The following is an 18281-nucleotide window of genomic DNA, read 5'->3' as shown; positions in this document are numbered from 1 at the left end:
GTAGCTTTTTGTAGTGGATACTGGCGAACATTTCAAGAACAATGCGGACTCTGAATCCCAGAATTCCGCCATTTTTGGACACATGCGGACGCGCTAGGACCCTCTGATCATGGCTCTTAATCAGCGGGTCCTTGGTTCGAGCCCAAGTGCGTCCACCATATTTTTCAGGCACTTAACTGATTTTTGTGAGAGCAGCGGTGCATGACCGGGGTGCCACGTCAGCACCGGGTAATCACACAGCTGTTGACGTGAGCGCGTTGGGCTGATCGCTATCGCGGTCGCAGGATTCGGGCGCGAAAGGTTACAAAAGTCACGACCATCCCAGGGGGGTCGGGCCATCGCGGTGCCGCGCGGGCGGCGAATCGGGTTCGATTGTCAAAGAGCGCGCGGCGAGCGTTGCAGAGGTTTTCCGACATTGGAAGGGGGATCGGGCGCGGCTATCGGTTGCGAGTTCGAGGGCAGGCGCCGCCTCGCCAAGCCACAGCCGAGGCCAAAGGGCAGAGTTAGGTATTATGTCCCCAGAACTCCTGACGCCAACAAGCATGCGCAATCTCAACTGGAGCAACTGTAGCTGGCTCTGCATTAGGAGTGATCGGAGGCTCAGCAGGTATTTTGGCACTTGTGCCAACACCAGCTAGTCCTGTACTTGCAGCTTTCGGGGCAACCTCTAGGGGGATTGGTGCCGTTCTCGCTTTTGGAGGAGTTATAGGGCGTCTTGCGTATTGCGATTAGGATAGAGACATGACAGCGTTAGAAATTCGGACGGCATCTGCGATTTCATTCGTACTATGCGTACTTTCTGCAATTTCCGTTCCATTCGAAAAGAACGCAGCCATACAGCTTCTTCTTGTAATATTGTTTTTATTCCTCGGCATGGTTGGCCATGGCTTATACAAAAGTTTGAGTTCTCGATTACGGTGATGGTGTGGACGGCGCTCTGTTGCGGGTTTGATTCGGCGTGATCCGATCTCCACGGTGTGACTGTCAACGGTCCACCAAAGGAGCACCATCCACATGAGCAAAATAGCTGCCGATGTTTCGGTTGTCACCAGTGTCGGCCTTGATCTGGCCAAGCACGTGTTTCAGGTCCATGCAGTCGATACAGGCGGCAAGGTGATTGTCGCCAAGGCGCTACGTCGGCGCGATGTCCTGCCGTTCTTCGCTGCGCTGCCGCCTTGCCTTGTCGGGATGGAAGCCAGCGGTTCGGCATGAATTCTGGGGACATAATACCTAACTCTGGCCTGGGCTGTGGCTTGGCGAGGCGGCGCCTGCCCTCGAACTCGCAACCCATAGCCGCGCCCCATCCCCCTTCCAATGTCGGAAAACCTCTGCAACGCTCGCCGCGCGCTCTTTGACAATCGAACCCGACTCGCCGCCCGCGCGGCACCGCGATGGCCTGCCCCCCTGGGATGGTCGTGACTTTTGTGACCTTTCGCGCCCGTATTCTGCGGACGCGATGGGCAGACGATCAGCTATAGCTATGATGCGCTGGGTCGATTGACTCTCAAACAGCACAACCAGGCGACTAGACCACCGGACGGGCCGGTCGCCTACAGCTATGATCTGCTTGGCCGAACAACCGCCATCGCTCGCCCAAGTGACGGCGTGACCAGCACGATCGGCTATGATGCGCTCGGTCGGATGACAAGCGAGGCGCAGACGATCGGGTCGATTGCCTCGCAATATGATTCGGCGGGCAGGCGCACGCGGGTGACGTGGAGCGACGGCTTCTACGCGACCTATGACTATGATATCACCGGCAACATGACGGCGGTCCGCGAAAATGGCACGACGGAGCTGGCGAGCTACAGCTACGACGACCTCGGGCGTCGGACCAGCCTCACGCGCGGCAATGGCACGGTGACGAATTACGGGTATGATCCCGTATCACGGCTGTAGTTGCGGGGACAGTGCACTTAATTGACAAATTGGGGGGTTACGATGACAGATACGAAAACCTCTAAATTGACAATTCCATGTGCCTGTATGAATTACGGTGATGGTGTGGACGGCGCTCTGTTGCGGGTTTGATTCGGGGTGATCCAATCTCCACGGTGTGACTGTGAACGGTCCACCAAAGGAGCACCATCCCATCAGCAAATCAGGCGCCGATGTTTCGGTTGTCACCCGTGTCGGCCTCGATCTGGCCAAGCACGTGTTTCAGGTTCACGCGGTCGATTCAGACGGCAAGGTGATTGTCGCCAAGGCGCTACACCGGCGCGATGTCCTGCCGTTTTTCGCTGCGCAGCCGCCGTGCCTTGTCGGCATGGAAGCCAGCGGTTCGGCGCATCACTGGGGCCGCGAGCTGATCGCGCCGGGCCATGATGTGAAGCTGATCCCGCCGGCCTGTGTGAAGCCTTTCGTCACGCGCCAGAAAAACGATGCCAACGATGCCGCCGCGATCCACGAGACGCTGCCGCGGCCCGGCCTGCGCTTCGTGAAGGTGCGCTCTATCGCCAACCAGGCCATGCTCATGCAGCATGAAGCGCGCGCGATGCTCGTGGCCCAGCGCACCGAGCTGTTCATATGCAGGGCCCCGCCGCTGAAAAACAGCAAGATGGGCGCAGAAAAGCCGTTATCGGCCCGGTATCGTGCGGTGCGGGGTTTAGCCGTTGGCCAGGCTTTGCGCCAATGCTACCCCCGAAGAAACCGAGGGATGACAAATGTTCAAACGACTGCTGATCCTGATCCCGCTCGCGGCCATCATTTGCGCCTTTTTCTATTTCAATCTCGGCCATTATCTGACGCTTGATGCCTTGAAGTCGAGCCAGGCCGACTTCGCCGACTATTACCGGCAGACGCCGTTCGTCGTGATTGCGGCGTTTTTCCTGATCTATGTCGCGGTCGCGGGTGCCTCGCTGCCTGGGGCGGCGATCCTGACGCTGGCGGCGGGCGCCTTGTTCGGGCTGGTGGTCGGCACGGTGATTGTGTCGTTCGCGTCGTCCATCGGCGCGACGCTCGCCTTCTTCGCCTCGCGCTATCTGTTTCGCGATGTCGTGCGCGCGCGCTTCGGCGATCGGCTGCGTGCGATTGATGCGGGCGTTGCGCGCGACGGCGCCTTTTATCTGTTCACGCTGCGGCTGGTCCCCGCCTTCCCTTTCTTCCTCGTCAACCTGTTGATGGGGCTGACGACGATCCGCGCGCTGACATTCTACATCGTCAGCCAGCTCGGGATGTTCGCGGGGACCCTGGTGTTCGTCAACGCCGGCACGCAGCTCGCGAAGATCAATTCGCTGGCGGGCATTGCCTCGCCGGGGCTGATCGCGTCGTTTGTCGCGCTCGGCGTCTTTCCGTGGATCGCGCGGGCGATCGTCGGCTGGGTCAAGGCGCGGCAAGTCTATGCCAAATGGACACGGCCCAAGCGCTATGACCGCAATTTGGTGGTGATCGGCGCGGGCGCGGGCGGGCTGGTCTCGGCCTATATCGCGGCGACCGTGAAGGCGAAGGTCACGATCGTCGAAGCGCACAAAATGGGGGGCGATTGCCTGAACTTCGGCTGCGTGCCGAGCAAGGCGCTGATCCGCAGTGCCAAACTCGCGCACCAAACCCGCCACGCAGGGCATTATGGCCTCGCCGACGCCGAGCCGGCCGTCCCCTTCCCCGCCGTTATGGCGCGGGTGCAGCAGGTGATCCGCGATATCGAGCCGCACGACAGCGTTGAGCGCTATACCGGGCTCGGGGTCGATGTTGTCGAAGGCTATGCGACGATCGTCGATCCATGGACGGTGTCGATCAAGCGCAATGATGGCGGTGAGCAGCGGCTGACGACGCGATCGATCGTGATCGCGGCGGGTGGTTCGCCCTTCGTGCCGCCGCTGCCGGGGCTGGACAGCGTCGATTATGTCACCAGCGACACGATGTGGGACCGGTTCGCCGCGCTCGACACGCTGCCGGGGCGGATCGTCGTGCTCGGTGGCGGGCCGATCGGCTGCGAATTGGCGCAAAGCTTCGCCCGGCTGGGCGCGCACGTCACCCAGGTCGAAATGGCGCCGCGAATCATGGCGCGCGAGGATGCGGACGTCTCGACGCTGATCGAGGCTCGGTTCCGTGGCGAGGGAATGGATGTACGCACCAACACGCGCGCGGTGCGCTGCGAACGGCGCGATGATGGCCAGTTTCTGGTCGTCGAGACGGACGGCGCGGCGGCCGAGATCGGCTTCGATTATCTGATCGTCGCGGTCGGCCGCACCGCACGACTGACCGGCTATGGGCTGGAAGCGCTGGGGATCGAGACGGGCAAGACCGTGATCACCAACGAGTATCTCCAGACGCTCTATCCCAATATCTATGCGGCAGGCGATGTCGCCGGGCCGTATCAGTTCACCCATGTCGCGGCGCATCAGGCGTGGTTTGCCGCCGTCAACGCGCTGTTCGGGCGGTTCCGCAAGTTCAAGGCCGATTACCGCGTGATCCCTTGGGCAACCTTCACCGACCCCGAAGTCGCGCGCGTTGGCTTGAGCGAATCGGAAGCCAAGGAAAAGGGCGTCGCCTATGAAATCGCGACCTATCCGCTGCACGAGCTCGACCGCGCCATCGCCGACGGCGCCACGACGGGCTTCATCAAGGTGCTGACCCCACCGGGCAAGGACAAGATATTGGGCGTGACGATTGTCGGCGAACATGCCGGCGACCTGCTCGCCGAATATGTGCTGGCGATGAAGCACGGGCTGGGGCTGAACAAAATTCTCGGCACGATCCACACCTACCCCACCATGGCCGAGGCCAACAAATATGTCGCGGGCGAATGGAAACGGGCGCATGCCCCGCAAGGCATTTTGCGCTGGCTCGAACGCTATCACCGCTGGATGAGAGGATAAGCGATGCGTCGAATCATGATCGCGTTGTTGCTGATGCTGTTGCCGGTTTCGGCGCAGGCGCAGGGCTTTGAGCACGCCGCCTGGGACGGGCTGTTAAAGCGCAACGTCGTGGCTGTGCGCGGCGGCGTCGCGTCGCAGGTCCGCTATGACGGCATGGCCCGCGACCGGGCCGCGCTGAAGACCTATCTGGCCGGTGCGGGCAAGGTCAGCCGGGCGACGTTCGATGGCTGGTCGAAGCCTGATCAGCTCGCTTTCCTGATCAACGTCTACAATGCGGCGACCGTTGAACTGATCCTGACCGCCTATCCCAATGTCAAATCGATCAAGGATCTGGGGACGCTGTTTCAGGGGCCATGGGCCAAACCGTTCATCAGCCTGTTCGGCGAAACGATCTCGCTCGACGCGATCGAGCATGGGATGATCCGGGGCAGCGGGCGCTACAATGATCCGCGCATCCATTTTGCGGTCAATTGCGCGAGCATCGGCTGTCCGGCGCTGGGGCGTGCGGCGTTTCGCGGCGCGACGCTCGACGCACAGCTCGACGCGGCGGCCAAGGGATTTCTGGGCGATCACACGCGCAACCGCGTTCAGGGCGACGGCGTCGCGGTATCGAGCATTTTCAAATGGTATCGCGGTGATTTCGAAAAGGGCTGGCGCGGTGCCAAGACCCTGCCCGCCTTTTTCGCGCTCTATGCCGACAGCCTCGGCCTCAGCCCCGCTGCTGCCGCCAAGGCGAAGACCGGGCAGCTGAGCGTCAGCTTTCTCGATTATAATTGGCAGCTCAACAAGGCCGGATGACCGTCCCCGCTTTGCCCCATCGGCGCGGCTAGGCGCATGCAGACGCAAACGCATGCGCTGATCGGCGCCTATTTTTTCGGCAAGCGCGATGCGACGCTGATGACGGTTGGCGCCGTTGCCGGGATGGCGCCCGATCTGCCGATGTTCGTCATTGTCGCGGCCTTGCGAACGATGGGCCACAGCGGGCGCGAGATATTCGGGCATGACTATTTTCAGCCCTGGTGGCAGCACATCAATGGGCTCGCGCACAGCCTCATCCTTTGGCCGTTGCTGCTCGTCACTGCGCTGGTGGCGCGGCGGCAATGGCGATCGGCCCGTTGGCCGGCCATCCTGCTGGCCGCAGCCGCTGCGGGACTCGCCCATTGTTGCATCGATTTCCTGTGCCACCGCGAAGATGCCCATATGCAGCTATGGCCGGTTTCGACCTGGAAGTTCATCTCCCCGCTATCCTATTATGATCCCAGACATTTCGGCGTGCCGGTGATGATCTTTGAAGCAATCCTCGGCCTGTTTCTGGCGTGGCGCCTGTTCGGGGCCGCGCGGCGCCGATGGTCGCGAGGTCTGATCGTGCTCGCGTCGTTCCCCTATGTCGCGACGCTGGTGCTGCTTTCGGTCAATGGTGCACGCGCGGAGCCTGCGGCGGGCGCCGATGGCGTGCCGCTGGGCCGGTTTGCGACGGGGGCGTCGGGCTGGTCGGTGATGCGGATTGACCCCAAGGTCGCGCCGACGCGCTACACCCTGACACGCAAGGATGGCGTTGCCGCGATCGAAGCGCACGCCGATCACAGCCAGGCATTGTTCGTCCGCGATGTCGATGTCGCGCTCGACCAGACGCCAATCCTGTGCTGGCGTTGGCGCGTCGCGGGCGTGATCGACCGCGCGGATATCCACAAGAAGAGCGGCGACGATCAGGCCGCGCGCGTGCTGGTCGGGCTGTCGCTGCCGCGATCAACGCTATCGCTCGGCACGCGCATGAAGCTCGCGCTCGGGCGCACCCGGTTCGGCAAGCTGCTGCCCGATGGCGCGCTCAACTATGTGTGGGACAACAAGGCCCCGGTCGGGACGATCCTGCCCAATGCCTTTACCGATCGCGCGCGGATGTTCGTCCTGCAATCGGGCAATGCGCATGCGGGCAAATGGGTCGCCGAGCGCCGCGACCTGATCGCGGACATGCAGAGCCAGTTTGGGACGACGGCGGGCAAGGTGATGCTGATCGCGCTGGCAACTGATACCGATAATACCGGCGGCGTCGCCGATGCGGCCTATGCCGACCTTCACCTGGTGCCGCGGGGAACGCCATGCCGTTTCCAGCCCTAGCCCCGCCGCACCACCTGTTCACCACCAGCCCCAAGAACGCCACAACGAGGACCGTATGACCTTCAGACAACATCACTTCCTGGCCACGGCAATGGCCCTCGCGGCAGCGATACCGGTACCCGCCATGGCCCAGCAGGCGGGGTTGCAGATCACCGTCGTACGTGCCACCGACGGCACCCCGGTCGCACAGGCGCAGGTCACGGTGACCAATCCCGATGTCGGCGTGTCGCGCACGCTGACCACCGACGCCAATGGTCAGGCACGGCTCGACGGGCTGACGACCGGCGGACGCTACCGCATCGCGGTGGCGGCCGGCGACGGCTATGAAGCGCAAGCCGCTGACGGCGTTGTGCTGCGGTCGGATTTCGTGCGCGGCATCACCTTGTCGGTCGGCGCCACCAGCAGCGAGGTCGTCGTCACGGCGCGCCGCGCGGTCACCGGCATCAACACGGTCAATGCCGAAATCTCGTCATCGCTGCCCGCCGAAACGCTGAAAGCTTTGCCGATCGAGGGACGCGATGTCGTGACCGCGCTGGTGCGGTTGCCGAATGTGGTCGCCTCAACCGGCTTTTTCCCCGAAGCACCCGTCGTCTCGATCAACGGCGCAAACGGGCTGTTCACCAATTACCTGATCGACGGGCTCGACAATAACGAGAATTTCCTCGGCGGCCTGAAATTCCCGGTGCCGCTCGGCTTTACCCGCGAAGTGACCGTGCTCGCCAACAGCTATTCGGTGGCATTCGGGCGCACCGCCAACGGCATCGTCAATTACACCACACCGTCGGGCAGCAACGATCTGCATGGCGAAGTCTATACGCTGATCCGGCCGGGCCGCCCGATCGATGCCCCTTCCGCCTTCCCTCGACGCGACCTCACCGGCAATCCGGTTGGCGAAAGCTTCCAGCGCTATCAAGGCGGCGGGTCGATCAGCGGCGCGCTCGTCAAGGACAAGACCTTCTTTTACGCCAATTTCGAATATACGCGCGACATCAATACCAATGTCATCGACGCACCCGTGCTGGGCGCGGTGGGCAACATCACCGGCACCAATGAATTCTACCTCGGCTCGATCCGGATCGACCACCGGCTGACCGATGACTGGACCGTCGCGCTGCGCGGGAACTTCGGCAATGTGTCGGTCGATCGGCCCGGCGGATCGCTCGGCGGCGGCAACGTGACTTTCCCCTCGGCGGGGTCGAACGAGGATCGCAAGTCAACGCTCGTGGCGGCATCGGCAACCTATTCGGGCGATGTGTGGACCTATGAAGGCGCGCTGCAATTCAGCCGCTTTCGCTGGGACTATGGCCGCGCGAAGAATGGCCCCGGCCCGCAAGTCTCGATCCGCGACCAAACCGGGTTGACGGTCGGCGTGGTCGGCCATCCCGGCTTCGTCTTCAACGATCTGGAAGAGACGTGGCAAACGCGCCAAAAGCTACAGCGGCGTTTTGGCACGCACCGGGTGTCGATCGGTGGCGATCTGATCCATTCGGATTTCGGCCTGCTGGGTGGCGGCAATGTCGATGGCAATTTCACCGTCGAGCTGACGCCGGCGCAGATCACCGCGCTGCGGGGCCTCAATCGCGGCACCGCGCTCAGCGCGCGCGACGTGCTCGGGCTGAACCCGCGCGTGATCGACTATTCGGTCGAACTGCGCCCGCAAAGCTTCGGCACCGGGCAGACGCTAGCCGCGCTCTATGTCGAGGATGAGTGGCAAGTCGGCCCGAAGCTGACGGCGACGCTTGGCCTGCGCTGGGATTATGATTCGCTCACGGCGCAAGGCGGTCGTGGCGGCGACACCGACAATATCGCGCCACGCCTTGCGCTCAATTACAAACCCAATGCGCGCTCGGCGATCCGCTTCGGCGCCGGGCTGTTTTATGGCAAAATTCCCTACACCGTGATTTCGGACGCGCTTCAGCGCAACACCACGTCCGCTGCGTTGCAGGGGCAGCTTGCCCAGTTGCAGCAGCGCGGCATCATTCCGGCCGGCGTCGCGCTCGCGCCGTTGACGTTCGACGGCAACCTCACCGTCTCGCCTGCATGCGCTACCGTCAGCGCCTGCCCGTCAGCCAGCGCGGTGCAGGGTTTGCGCACCACCGCGCCGATCAACGAAGCGCGCATCCTCAACCCCAATGGCTATGACAGCCCGTACAGCCTGCAATTCAGCGGCGGTTATCAATATCAGGCGAGCAGCACGCTCTCGATCGCGGTCGATCTGATCTACAACCGGTCGTATAATCTGCTTCGATTGCGCGACTTGAATGCACCCGCGCCATTCACCCCAAATCTGGCCAATCTGACGGCGGCGAACATCGCCACGCTGCGCGCGTTGCCGAACAATGGCGCGCGGATCGCGCTGGCGTCGCAGCTGGGGCTGGTCCGCACGCAGGCCGTTGCCGACGCGACCCGACCGGTCGCTTTGGTGCCCGGCGGCGCGCGGCAGATCACCGTGTCCGAAACCGGCGGCCGGTCAACCTATGCCGCGCTCAACGTCCAGCTCAACAAGCTGCGCGGCGATGACATCTATGCGTTCCGGCTGTCCTACACCTTGTCGCGGCTGACCAACGACACCGACGACCTCAATTTCCGCGCTTCCAATGCGAATAACTTTGCCGCCGATTTCGGTGCGTCGGCAAATGACCGGCGGCATGTGATTTCGGCGGTCGGCTCGCTCTACCCGGTCAAGGGATTGACGCTGACGGCGGCGGGGCTGTTCCAATCGGGCCAGCCGGTCAATTTCATCCCCGATGCGAGCATTTTCGGCACGCAGGACCTGAACGGCGACGGCCAAAGCTTCGGCGAAGCCTTTGTCGGCAATTCGGATCGCTACCCAGGCGTCGGTCGCAATACCGGGCGGCTGCCATGGTCGACGCAGGTCGATATCGGCGCCCGCTATGCGCTCAACCTGCCGGTCGGCGCGATCGAGTTCAGCCTCGATGTGTTCAACCTGTTCAACGCCAACAACCTGTCGGGCTTTGCGAATGCCGCAAGTACGTCCAATCAGGTGCAGTTCGGCGGCGGTGCGCCGTTCGTGCAGCGCAATGGCGGGGCACCGCGCCAGTTCCAGTTCGGGGCGTCGTGGAAATTCTGATGGGATTATCGGGTGCTTGAAGGACTGGCGCATTTTCAGGGGCTGATCGGCATTGCGCTGCTGATGGGGCTCGCCTGGGCGCTGTCGGAGGATCGCGCCGCGCGGCCAAGCTGGCGCTGGATCGCGGGCGCGCTCGCGCTCCAGATCGGTACGGCGCTGGTGGTGGTGCGCGTGCCGCTGATCTGGGCGGCGATCGGCCTGGCCAATAACGCCGTATCGGCGGTCGAGCGGGCGACCAAGGTCGGGTCGAGCTATATGTTCGGCTATCTCGGCGGCGCGCCGCTGCCGTTTGCGCTGGCCGATGGTGCCGCGCCGCCCGTGGTGATTGCCTTCCAGATCCTGCCCCTGGTCATCGTGTTTTCGGCGCTGTCGGCACTGCTGTGGCACTGGCGGGTGCTGAGCGTCATCGTGCAGGGACTGTCCTGGGCGTTGCAGCGAAGCTTGGGCGTTAGCGGTGTCGTCGGGCTGGGCGCGGGGGCGACCGTTTTCCTCGGCGTGGTCGAATCGCCGCTCGTGCTGCGCGGCTATTTCGCGCGGATGACCCGGTCGGAACTGTTCGCGGTGATGACGCTGACGATGGCGACGATTTCGGGCGCGATCCTGATCCTCTATGCGCAGACGCTGGCGAAGTCGGTGCCCAATGCCGTCAGCCACATGATCGCGGCGTCGCTGATTTCCTTGCCCGCCGCACTGTTGATCGCCCGGCTGATGGTGCCGGGCGACGGCAAGACGGCGGAGGACAAGGACGCGCCTATGCTGCGCTACGACAGCAGCATCGACGCGATCATTCGCGGCACGATGGACGGGTTGCAGCTTTTCCTCGCGGTGATCGCGGTGATCATCGTCGTGTTCGCGCTGGTGTCGCTGGTCGATCAGATGCTGAGCGCGCTCCCGCTCGTTCAAGGCGCGCCGATCACGTTGCGGCGCACGCTCGGCTGGCTGTTCGCGCCACTCATGTGGACGCTCGGCATCCCCTGGGATCAGGCGGGCGCGGCCGGCGGGTTAATGGGCACCAAGACGATCCTCAACGAATATGTCGCCTATCTCGATCTGGCCGCGCTGCCGCCGGGGTCGTTCGACCCGCGCAGCAAGCTGATCGTCACCTATTCGCTGTGCGGCGTCGCCAATCTGGCGAGCATCGGCCTGCTGGTGTCGACGATCGGCACCTTGTGTCCGGCGCGGCGGGCGGAAGTGTCTGCGCTCGGGTTCAAATCGTGGATCGCCGGCAATTGTGCGTCGGCGATGACCGGGGCCGTGATTGGCCTCGTGACGTTTAGTTGAGCCGATGTTCGACGCGCGCCTTCGCCCGCTGATCGATCCGCCGCTCAATGCGATGGGGCGAGGTCTGGCGCGGGCCGGGATTACCGCCAACCAAGTGACGCTGGCAGGATTGGCGATCGGGCTTGGCGGTGCGGTCGCGATTGCCGAGCGGCAGTTCTGGCTGGCACTGGCGCTGGTGATCGCCAGCCGGTTGCTCGACGGACTCGACGGCGCGGTTGCGCGCGCGGGAAGCAAGAGCGATTTCGGCGGCTATCTCGACATCGTCTGCGACTTTGCCTTTTACGTCGCGGTGCCAGTGGGGTTCGGCTTTGCCGATCCCGCCAACCTGCCCTTCGCGCTGGTGCTGGTCGCGTGCTTTACCGTGACGGGCATCAGCTTCCTTGCCTTCGCCGTCCTTGCCGCACAGCGCGGGCTTGAGACGACGGCGCACGGCGAGAAGAGCTTCTTCTACAATACCGGCCTCGCCGAAGGCAGCGAGACGATCGCTTTCTTCCTGGCCATGTGCCTGTGGCCAGGCGGCTTTTGGCTGCTTGCCGCGATCTTCGCGGTGCTGTGCGTGTTGACGGTGGTGCAGCGCAGCCTTGCTGCGCGTCATGTGCTGAAGCGCGGGCAATGACGATGCCCCCGGTCCGGGTCGTCCTGTTCGCGCGCTTCCCGATCCCCGGACGCGTCAAGACGCGGCTGCTGCCGGTGCTCGACGCCGACGCGGCAGCCGCGCTGCACGCGCACCTGGTCGAACAGACACTGGCCATGATGCGCGCCAGCGGGTTGCCGTTCGAAGTCCATACCACCGGCGCGAGCCCCGCGCAGTTCGCGCAGTGGCTGGGCAGCGATGTGCCATTCGTCGACCAGGGCGACGGTGATCTCGGCGACCGGATGGGACGGGTGATCCCGCCAGCGATCATCATCGGGGCCGATATCCCCGATCTGCGCGTCGACCATCTGCACGCGGCAGCAGCGGCAGTGGCGGCGGGGCGGATCGCAATTGGGCCGGCCAAGGATGGCGGCTATTATCTCATAGGGCTGCCGCACCGGGCCGAGTTCCTGTTCGATGAAATGCCGTGGGGCACCGACCGGGTGCTGACCGAAACGCTGGCGCGGCTGGGCGAGCAAGCCATCGCGCCGGTGTTGCTGCCTGAACTGGCCGATCTCGATCGGCCCGAGGATCTGGCCCGCTGGCCGCAGCTCACGGCACGGCGATCGCCCTTCGCACTGATCGGGGCGATGCCACTCCCGCCTGCCAAGTTCGGCGATCCCGATCGAACGGCGACGGGCGCGGCGCGTGCGCAGGTCAGCCAGACCGCGCTTCGCACTTTGTGGCTGAACACCGGCACATTGTGCAACCTGACCTGCGCCAATTGCTATATCGCGAGCAGCCCGACCAATGACCGGCTCGCCTATCTGACGCTGGCTGATGCACGCGCCTTCTTTGACGAGATCGCTGCCGCCAAGCTTCCGACCGGCGAAATAGGCTTCACCGGCGGCGAGCCTTTCATGAACCCCGACATTATCGCGATGCTCGAAGACGCGTTGGTGCGCGGCTTCGCGGTGCTCGTGCTCACCAATGCGATGAAGCCGATGCGGCGCCACGAAGCTGCGCTCATGCGGCTGTCCGAAGCGCATGGCGATCGGCTGAAACTGCGGGTCAGTCTCGATCACCCGACCGAAGCCGTGCATGACGCCGAGCGCGGGCGCGGCAGCTGGCAGACGGCGCTCGATGGCCTGCGCTGGTTGGCGAACAACGGGATCGCTGTCGCCGTGGCGGGGCGGCATCCGCCCGACACTACTGATCGCGACCTACGCGACGGCTACCGCGCGCTGTTCGCGCGTGAGGGCATCGCGCTTGACGCCGATGACCCCGCCGCGCTGGTGCTGTTCCCCGAGATGGACGCGACCGCTGATGTCGCCGAGATCACGACAGACTGCTGGACGATCCTGGGGAAGGACCCCGACGATCTGATGTGCGCGACCAGCCGAATGGTGATCCGCCGCAAAGGTGCTGCCGCCCCCCGCGTTGTTGCTTGCACATTGCTGCCCGATGATCCGCAGTTCGATTTGGGCGCGACCCTGGCCGAGGCGTCAGCGTCGGTCGCGCTCAACCACCCCCATTGCGCGCGCTTTTGCGTGCTGGGCGGGGCAAGTTGCGCGGCGGGTTGATCGCCGCGCGGGCGATCATCGCCAGAATGTGATAGCCCGCCAGCACCACCCCGCGCACCGTGCCCGACACTTTCGATATGCCGATCCGCGCGCGATAATCGACCGGGACTTCGATGATCCGCAGGCCGTGCTGAACGGCGCGGATCTGCATTTCGACGGTCCAGCCATAGGTTTGCTCCCGCAACGCGAGCGCGCACAGGGCGTCTGCCCGGATCGCGCGGAAGGGGCCGAGATCGGTGTAGCGAAAGCCCCAGAGACGCGCGATCAGCCAGCAGGCGAGCGCGTTGCCGAAAACCTGTTGCGGGGTCAGCGCGCGGGCGGTGCGGGTGCCCCGGGTGCGCGATCCGATGACCATATCGGCCATCCCGGCGATGATCGGATCGATCAGGCGCGGCATCTGCTCGGGATAATCGCTGTGGTCGCCGTCGAGGAAGACGATGATGTCGGCGCCGAGCCGCTCGGCCTCGGCAATCGCGGCCAGGCAGGCGCGACCATAGCCCGCTTTCGGCACGTCCACCGTCCGCGCGCCATGCGCCTGCGCCACCGCTGCGCTGCCATCGGTCGAGCCATTATCGGCGACGATGACATGGTCGACGCGGTGGGGAATCGCGCCCAGCACATGCGGCAGCGCCTGCGCTTCGTTGCGCGCCGGGATGATGACGGCGATCACAGGCGCGGTCATGCGTAAGGTCCTGTGGGGCGCCGCCACAGACGTTCAGCGACGAGCGCGAGCCACACGGGTCCGGCCGAAAGCAACGGCGCGATCCACGTCCAGTCGGCGGGATTGGCGCGTATCTGAAACCAGAAATCGAGATAGTAACCCGGTGCGCTGGCCAGCAGCACCAGCAAAGGCAGCCGTGGCTGCACCACCGCGAACGGCAGCAACCATAGCGCATACCAAGGATAGCCGGTCGGGCCGAGCAGGATCAGCAGCAGGATCGCGGTGCTCGCGGCACGAATCCGGTCGAGCGGCGCGGCGTGGTCGCGGCTCCAGGCCCAGGCGACCCAGCCCATCACAATCCCGGCGACCAGCAGCCGCGCCAGCGCCGCCGCATCGCTTGCCACCAGACCAAAAGCCGCGACCAGCCCGGGGAAGACCAACGCATTGCGCTGCCAGTCGGCGGCATAGCGGCTGAGCCCGGAATTAGCCGATGCCGCAACAAGCTGTGGCAACAACAGCAGCAGCGCCAGCAGTCCAATCATGACCCCCGTCACGATTGCTGCCCGGCTGCGGCGCAGCAAGTTCGGCACGATCAGCAACGGCCAGAATTTGACCGCCGCCGCGCCCGCCATGCATAACGCCATCAACCGGGTTCGCCCGGCAATCACCATCCACAGGGCACCGCCAAAAAACGGCAGCAGCAGCGCGTCCATATGCGCGCTATTGGCGAACTCCTTGAGCGCGAGCGGATGCCACCAATAAAGCGACGACCAGATCAGCGGCAGTCGCCCTGCCCGCAATGCCCCAAGTAACAGCACGAAGGTCAGCATCTCGGCAGTGAGGATGACGATTTTCCAGCCGGTAAGCTGCCACGGCGTCAGCAAATGACCAGCGGCAAAGCCCAGTTGCGCCAGCGGCGGATAGATGGTCGCAATATGCGGATTATTGACCCGCAGCAACGTCTCGCGCCCGGCGCGCGCGAGCGTTTCATAGCCCTTGGGCGGCGGCGTTGGCGCAAGCCCCACGGTTGCCAGCAGCCGGTCAATCCCCGGCGCCGTGACAAAGCGCGCCGGCGGATAAGGGAACGGATTCTTGCCCGCCGCGGTGACGGCGCCGTCCCATTGATAGCGGTAGAAATCATCCTCGAGGATCGGTGTGCTCGGGATCAGCATGATGCGGGCGATTAGTCCAACCGCGAAGACCAGCCACAGCGCCCTGCCCGAAAGCATACGTCGGTCGCGGCCACTCGTCAGGCGCAGCGCCCAGCCCAGAAACGCAATCGATACGATCGCCATCCCGATCGCGAACAGCGCGATCGGTCGGTCACCAAGCCTGATTTCCCAGACGAAGCGCGGCGCCATCACCGCCAGAAACAGCGCGGTCGCGATCGGGATCAACGCTCCGGCGATCAAAATGCCCGGAAGACTAGCCGGACCAACCCTCGCGTCGCGATGGATCACCCGCGATCAGGACCCAGCGGCGCTACCACCGCCCCCGCCCCCACTAAAGCCGCCGTTCGGTACCCGATCCGCAAAGCTCCGATCGGCAAACACGTTGAGGTTGAGCCGCGGATCGGCGGAAAGCCGCTTGGCGATGATCAATCGCTCACCCAGCTTGGGCGCCGCGAGGCCGCGGATATGCGCGAGCAGCGCGGTGTCGTCACCGCCCAGCCGGTCGCGGTGGCTGATCAAAAACTGCGGTACCTTCGCGGTATCGGCGTCGGCCTTGACCGCGCCCGACCGGTTGATGAAGGCGCGCGCGGCAGCGTCAAGCGACGCATTCACGGTCGCACCGCGATACGCCTTGCGCGGGAAAGCGGGTGATTCGCGGACCGGCAACACCAGTCCATAGACGACATTGGGATTGGCCGCCGCGCGCTTCAGGACAATGGCGTCGATATCGGCAATCGACAGATCGACCCCGGCAACCCGGACGCCTTTGGTCGTGAAAAACGTGCTGCCGGGCGCAAGCAGCGTATCGGGCTTTGCCGCCGGAAAGGCTTGGGCTGCCGACCGCAACACGAGGAGCGCGCGCAGGTTCAGCCAATAAGCGAGTTGTTCGTCGGCGTTGAGCGTCGTCGGGTCGACTGTGGCAAACCCCGAAACGAGCTGCGTCAGGATGCGCTCGCCATCGCCCTTGATCGCATCGTACCGCACTTCCGTCGTGCTGCCACTCGAAATGACCAATGAGTCGAGCGCGGAATCGATCACCTTATACTCGATTGTCTGATTGCTCTGCGGGTTCGACGTCTCAAACCGGGCGAGCCGTGCCTGGTCGGCAACGACCTCTGCAAAGCTTGTGGTCGCCAGCGCCCCAAGCGCTAGCAACGTGGTCACTCCAAGTGCGGCAATACGACGGCGAAAGCGCGTAGGCGTGTTCACAAGACGATCTCCAGAGAGCAATTAGTGTCTGTCGAGTGATACGCCGATGATGCACCGAAGGTTACACCGATCCCGGGGTTCAACCCTTTTTCAAGTCAGCGAGGAACGCCCGGATACGCTTGGCGTTGACCCCGATGTCGCTCTCGCCGACCCGGCTGATTGAGCGCATGTCGACGATGGCACCGCCCGCCGGCGATAGATCGGGGCGGATGCGCACGATCACATCGTCCTTGAACCGAAAGAACAGCGACGTGTCGGTCGCTTCGATCGTGCCGGTTGCCGCATCCAGCTTGGCAATTACCCAGCCGCGCGACTGCACCAGCCGCGTCGCCCGGTCCATCGCTTTGGCTGTATCGAGCGGCAGGTGAAGGGTCGTGATATCGCCATAAGCCTTGCGGTGAATTGCCTGCCACCGTGCCGCCGGGGGCATCGCGGCAAGCGCGGCGTCACCGCCCGAGGGGATATTGGCGAGGTTATCCGCGCGCACCGGCAGCGTGGTAAACTGCGGCACATCGGCAAGATCGGTGGCGACATCATGAATCGGCGGCACGCTGATCGCGGTTGAAAGCTGTGCGATGAAGTAACCGCCGAACACCAGCGCAATCGCCAGCGCGATCAGCGGCATGCGGCTGATCGGCCCGTCCCTGCGGCGTCCCAGCACCAACGCGACGATCGCGATCAGACCACCGACAGCGCTCGCCAGAAAACCAAGCACCAGCAGCAACAGCCCGATCTTGAAGCTGAAACTGCCAGAACCGCTGCCGGTCGCGGCAATGATTGCCGTCAGCAAGCCGCCGCCACTCAGGGTCAGCGCCAGCCGGGCCAGACCGGAGGCGCCTTTGGTGCGCGTGTTCGGCGATAGTGGTTCATTCATGGTCTGCCCCTTCAATGACGTCTCGTCTTAACGGTTGAAGCAGCAATTGGTCGACCCGTTGATCGCGACCTTCGCGAAATTCTGAAAGCCCGATCGTCATGCCCTGATGGCCCGCTGCCGGTTGCGCGCGATAGGTGCCGAACAGCCGATCCCACCACGGCAGGTTGAACCCGTAATTGCTATTGGTTTCACGGGCATCGATCGAATGATGGACCCGGTGCATGTCGGGCGTCACCAGGAAGCGCCGCACCACTGCGTCGACCGGCAGCGGCAAGGCAATGTTCGCATGGTTGAACATCGCGGTCGCATTCAGCAAGACTTCGAAGATCAGCACCGCCAGCGGCGACGCGCCGATCACCCCGACGGCGACGAGTTTGACGAGCAGCGACAGCATGATTTCGACCGGGTGAAAGCGCAACGCGGTTGTCACGTCGATATCGGGATCGCTGTGGTGCGTCCGGTGGATCCGCCACAAATATGGCTGGGCGTGGAAAGCGACATGCTGACCATAGATCACCAGATCAAGCAGCATCACTGCGGCGGCAACTTCCACCCAGTCCGGCAGCGCGACCTGGTTCAAAAGCCCCCAGCCCTGCGCCTCGGCCGTGGCCGCCACACCAATCGCTGCAAAGGGAATGATCAACCGCGCCGCCACGGTAGCGATGCCGACCAACGCGACGTTGTTTGGCCAGCGCTGCCAGCGTCGCAACACCCGCGTCCGGCGGGGCAGCGCCCATTCGAGCGCCGCCATCAAAGCAAGCACGGCACCAAAGCAAACAAGCCGGATCGCAGCATCAAAACCGCCCGGCGCGATCACGACGGGCCAGGATGACGCGGGGAATGCGGCGCAGCTATCACGCACTTGATCATAAGGAGTCGGCGTCGCAGCGGCAAGCTCTGCGCT

13 protein-coding genes, 1 tRNA gene and 2 pseudogenes are annotated in these 18281 nt (G+C 63.9%); 11 read left to right on the top strand and 5 right to left on the bottom strand.

Annotated elements, in window-relative coordinates; genetic code table 11:
• Positions 1-76 precede the first annotated feature (76 nt).
• From K2W81_RS15445 to K2W81_RS15395, 11 genes and pseudogenes are all read left to right on the top strand, one after another.
• Positions 77-158, top strand: a tRNA-Lys gene (locus K2W81_RS15445).
• Positions 159-1014: 856 nt separating this feature from the next.
• Positions 1015-1209 (top strand): annotated as a pseudogene (locus tag K2W81_RS15440) (hypothetical protein); the annotation flags it as partial.
• A 288-nt stretch (positions 1210-1497) separates the two neighbouring features.
• Complete coding sequence (locus K2W81_RS15435; protein WP_294106083.1) at positions 1498-1899, top strand: hypothetical protein; 402 nt, start codon at positions 1498-1500, stop codon at positions 1897-1899.
• Between the two features lie 193 nt (positions 1900-2092).
• Positions 2093-2521 (top strand): annotated as a pseudogene (locus tag K2W81_RS15430) (transposase); the annotation flags it as partial.
• A gap of 142 nt (positions 2522-2663) precedes the next feature.
• Positions 2664-4817 carry an FAD-dependent oxidoreductase gene (locus K2W81_RS15425; RefSeq protein WP_294106081.1) on the top strand — a complete coding sequence of 718 codons (2154 nt, stop codon included), beginning with the start codon at positions 2664-2666 and terminating at the stop codon, positions 4815-4817.
• Between the two features lie 3 nt (positions 4818-4820).
• Positions 4821-5615, top strand: coding sequence for a DUF547 domain-containing protein (locus K2W81_RS15420; protein ID WP_294106078.1), 795 nt, complete (start codon positions 4821-4823; stop codon positions 5613-5615).
• 36 nt (positions 5616-5651) lie between these two features.
• Entirely contained in the window at positions 5652-6932 is a 1281-nt protein-coding gene (locus tag K2W81_RS15415; protein ID WP_294106075.1) for a DUF3047 domain-containing protein, read from the top strand.
• Between the two features lie 55 nt (positions 6933-6987).
• A complete protein-coding gene (locus K2W81_RS15410; protein WP_294106072.1) occupies positions 6988-10023 on the top strand; it encodes a TonB-dependent receptor in 3036 nt (1011 codons plus the stop codon).
• A gap of 12 nt (positions 10024-10035) precedes the next feature.
• Positions 10036-11304 carry a nucleoside transporter C-terminal domain-containing protein gene (locus K2W81_RS15405; RefSeq protein ID WP_294106069.1) on the top strand — a complete coding sequence of 423 codons (1269 nt, stop codon included), beginning with the start codon at positions 10036-10038 and terminating at the stop codon, positions 11302-11304.
• Positions 11305-11308: 4 nt separating this feature from the next.
• Positions 11309-11920, top strand: coding sequence for a CDP-alcohol phosphatidyltransferase family protein (locus K2W81_RS15400; protein WP_294106067.1), 612 nt, complete (start codon positions 11309-11311; stop codon positions 11918-11920).
• The gene (locus K2W81_RS15395; RefSeq protein WP_294106064.1) at positions 11917-13461 is read left to right on the top strand and encodes a TIGR04282 family arsenosugar biosynthesis glycosyltransferase; all 1545 of its coding nucleotides are present in this window, start codon (positions 11917-11919) and stop codon (positions 13459-13461) included. The genes K2W81_RS15400 and K2W81_RS15395 overlap by 4 nt, the downstream gene beginning before the upstream one ends.
• Here the strand turns inward: K2W81_RS15395 and K2W81_RS15390 are convergent.
• The 5 genes from K2W81_RS15390 to K2W81_RS15370 form a co-directional block, all read right to left on the bottom strand.
• Positions 13400-14143 (bottom strand): glycosyltransferase family 2 protein, encoded by a 744-nt coding sequence (locus K2W81_RS15390; protein ID WP_294106061.1) that lies wholly within the window; start codon positions 14141-14143, stop codon positions 13400-13402. The two genes, K2W81_RS15395 and K2W81_RS15390, sit on opposite strands and share 62 nt — an antisense overlap.
• Complete coding sequence (locus K2W81_RS15385) at positions 14140-15519, bottom strand: hypothetical protein (protein WP_294106059.1); 1380 nt, start codon at positions 15517-15519, stop codon at positions 14140-14142. Before K2W81_RS15385 ends, K2W81_RS15390 begins: the two co-directional genes overlap by 4 nt.
• Positions 15520-15588: 69 nt before the next feature.
• Complete coding sequence (locus K2W81_RS15380; protein WP_294106056.1) at positions 15589-16458, bottom strand: DUF547 domain-containing protein; 870 nt, start codon at positions 16456-16458, stop codon at positions 15589-15591.
• A gap of 124 nt (positions 16459-16582) precedes the next feature.
• Positions 16583-17377 carry a DUF1499 domain-containing protein gene (locus tag K2W81_RS15375; protein ID WP_294106055.1) on the bottom strand — a complete coding sequence of 265 codons (795 nt, stop codon included), beginning with the start codon at positions 17375-17377 and terminating at the stop codon, positions 16583-16585.
• Positions 17370-18140 carry a sterol desaturase family protein gene (locus tag K2W81_RS15370; RefSeq protein ID WP_294106049.1) on the bottom strand — a complete coding sequence of 257 codons (771 nt, stop codon included), beginning with the start codon at positions 18138-18140 and terminating at the stop codon, positions 17370-17372. The genes K2W81_RS15375 and K2W81_RS15370 overlap by 8 nt, the downstream gene beginning before the upstream one ends.
• Positions 18141-18281 lie beyond the last annotated feature (141 nt).

This window comes from Sphingomonas sp., from assembly GCF_019749955.1.
In the GTDB taxonomy this organism is placed as follows: domain Bacteria; phylum Pseudomonadota; class Alphaproteobacteria; order Sphingomonadales; family Sphingomonadaceae; genus Sphingomonas.
This window is presented reverse-complemented; position numbering and strand designations above follow the sequence as displayed.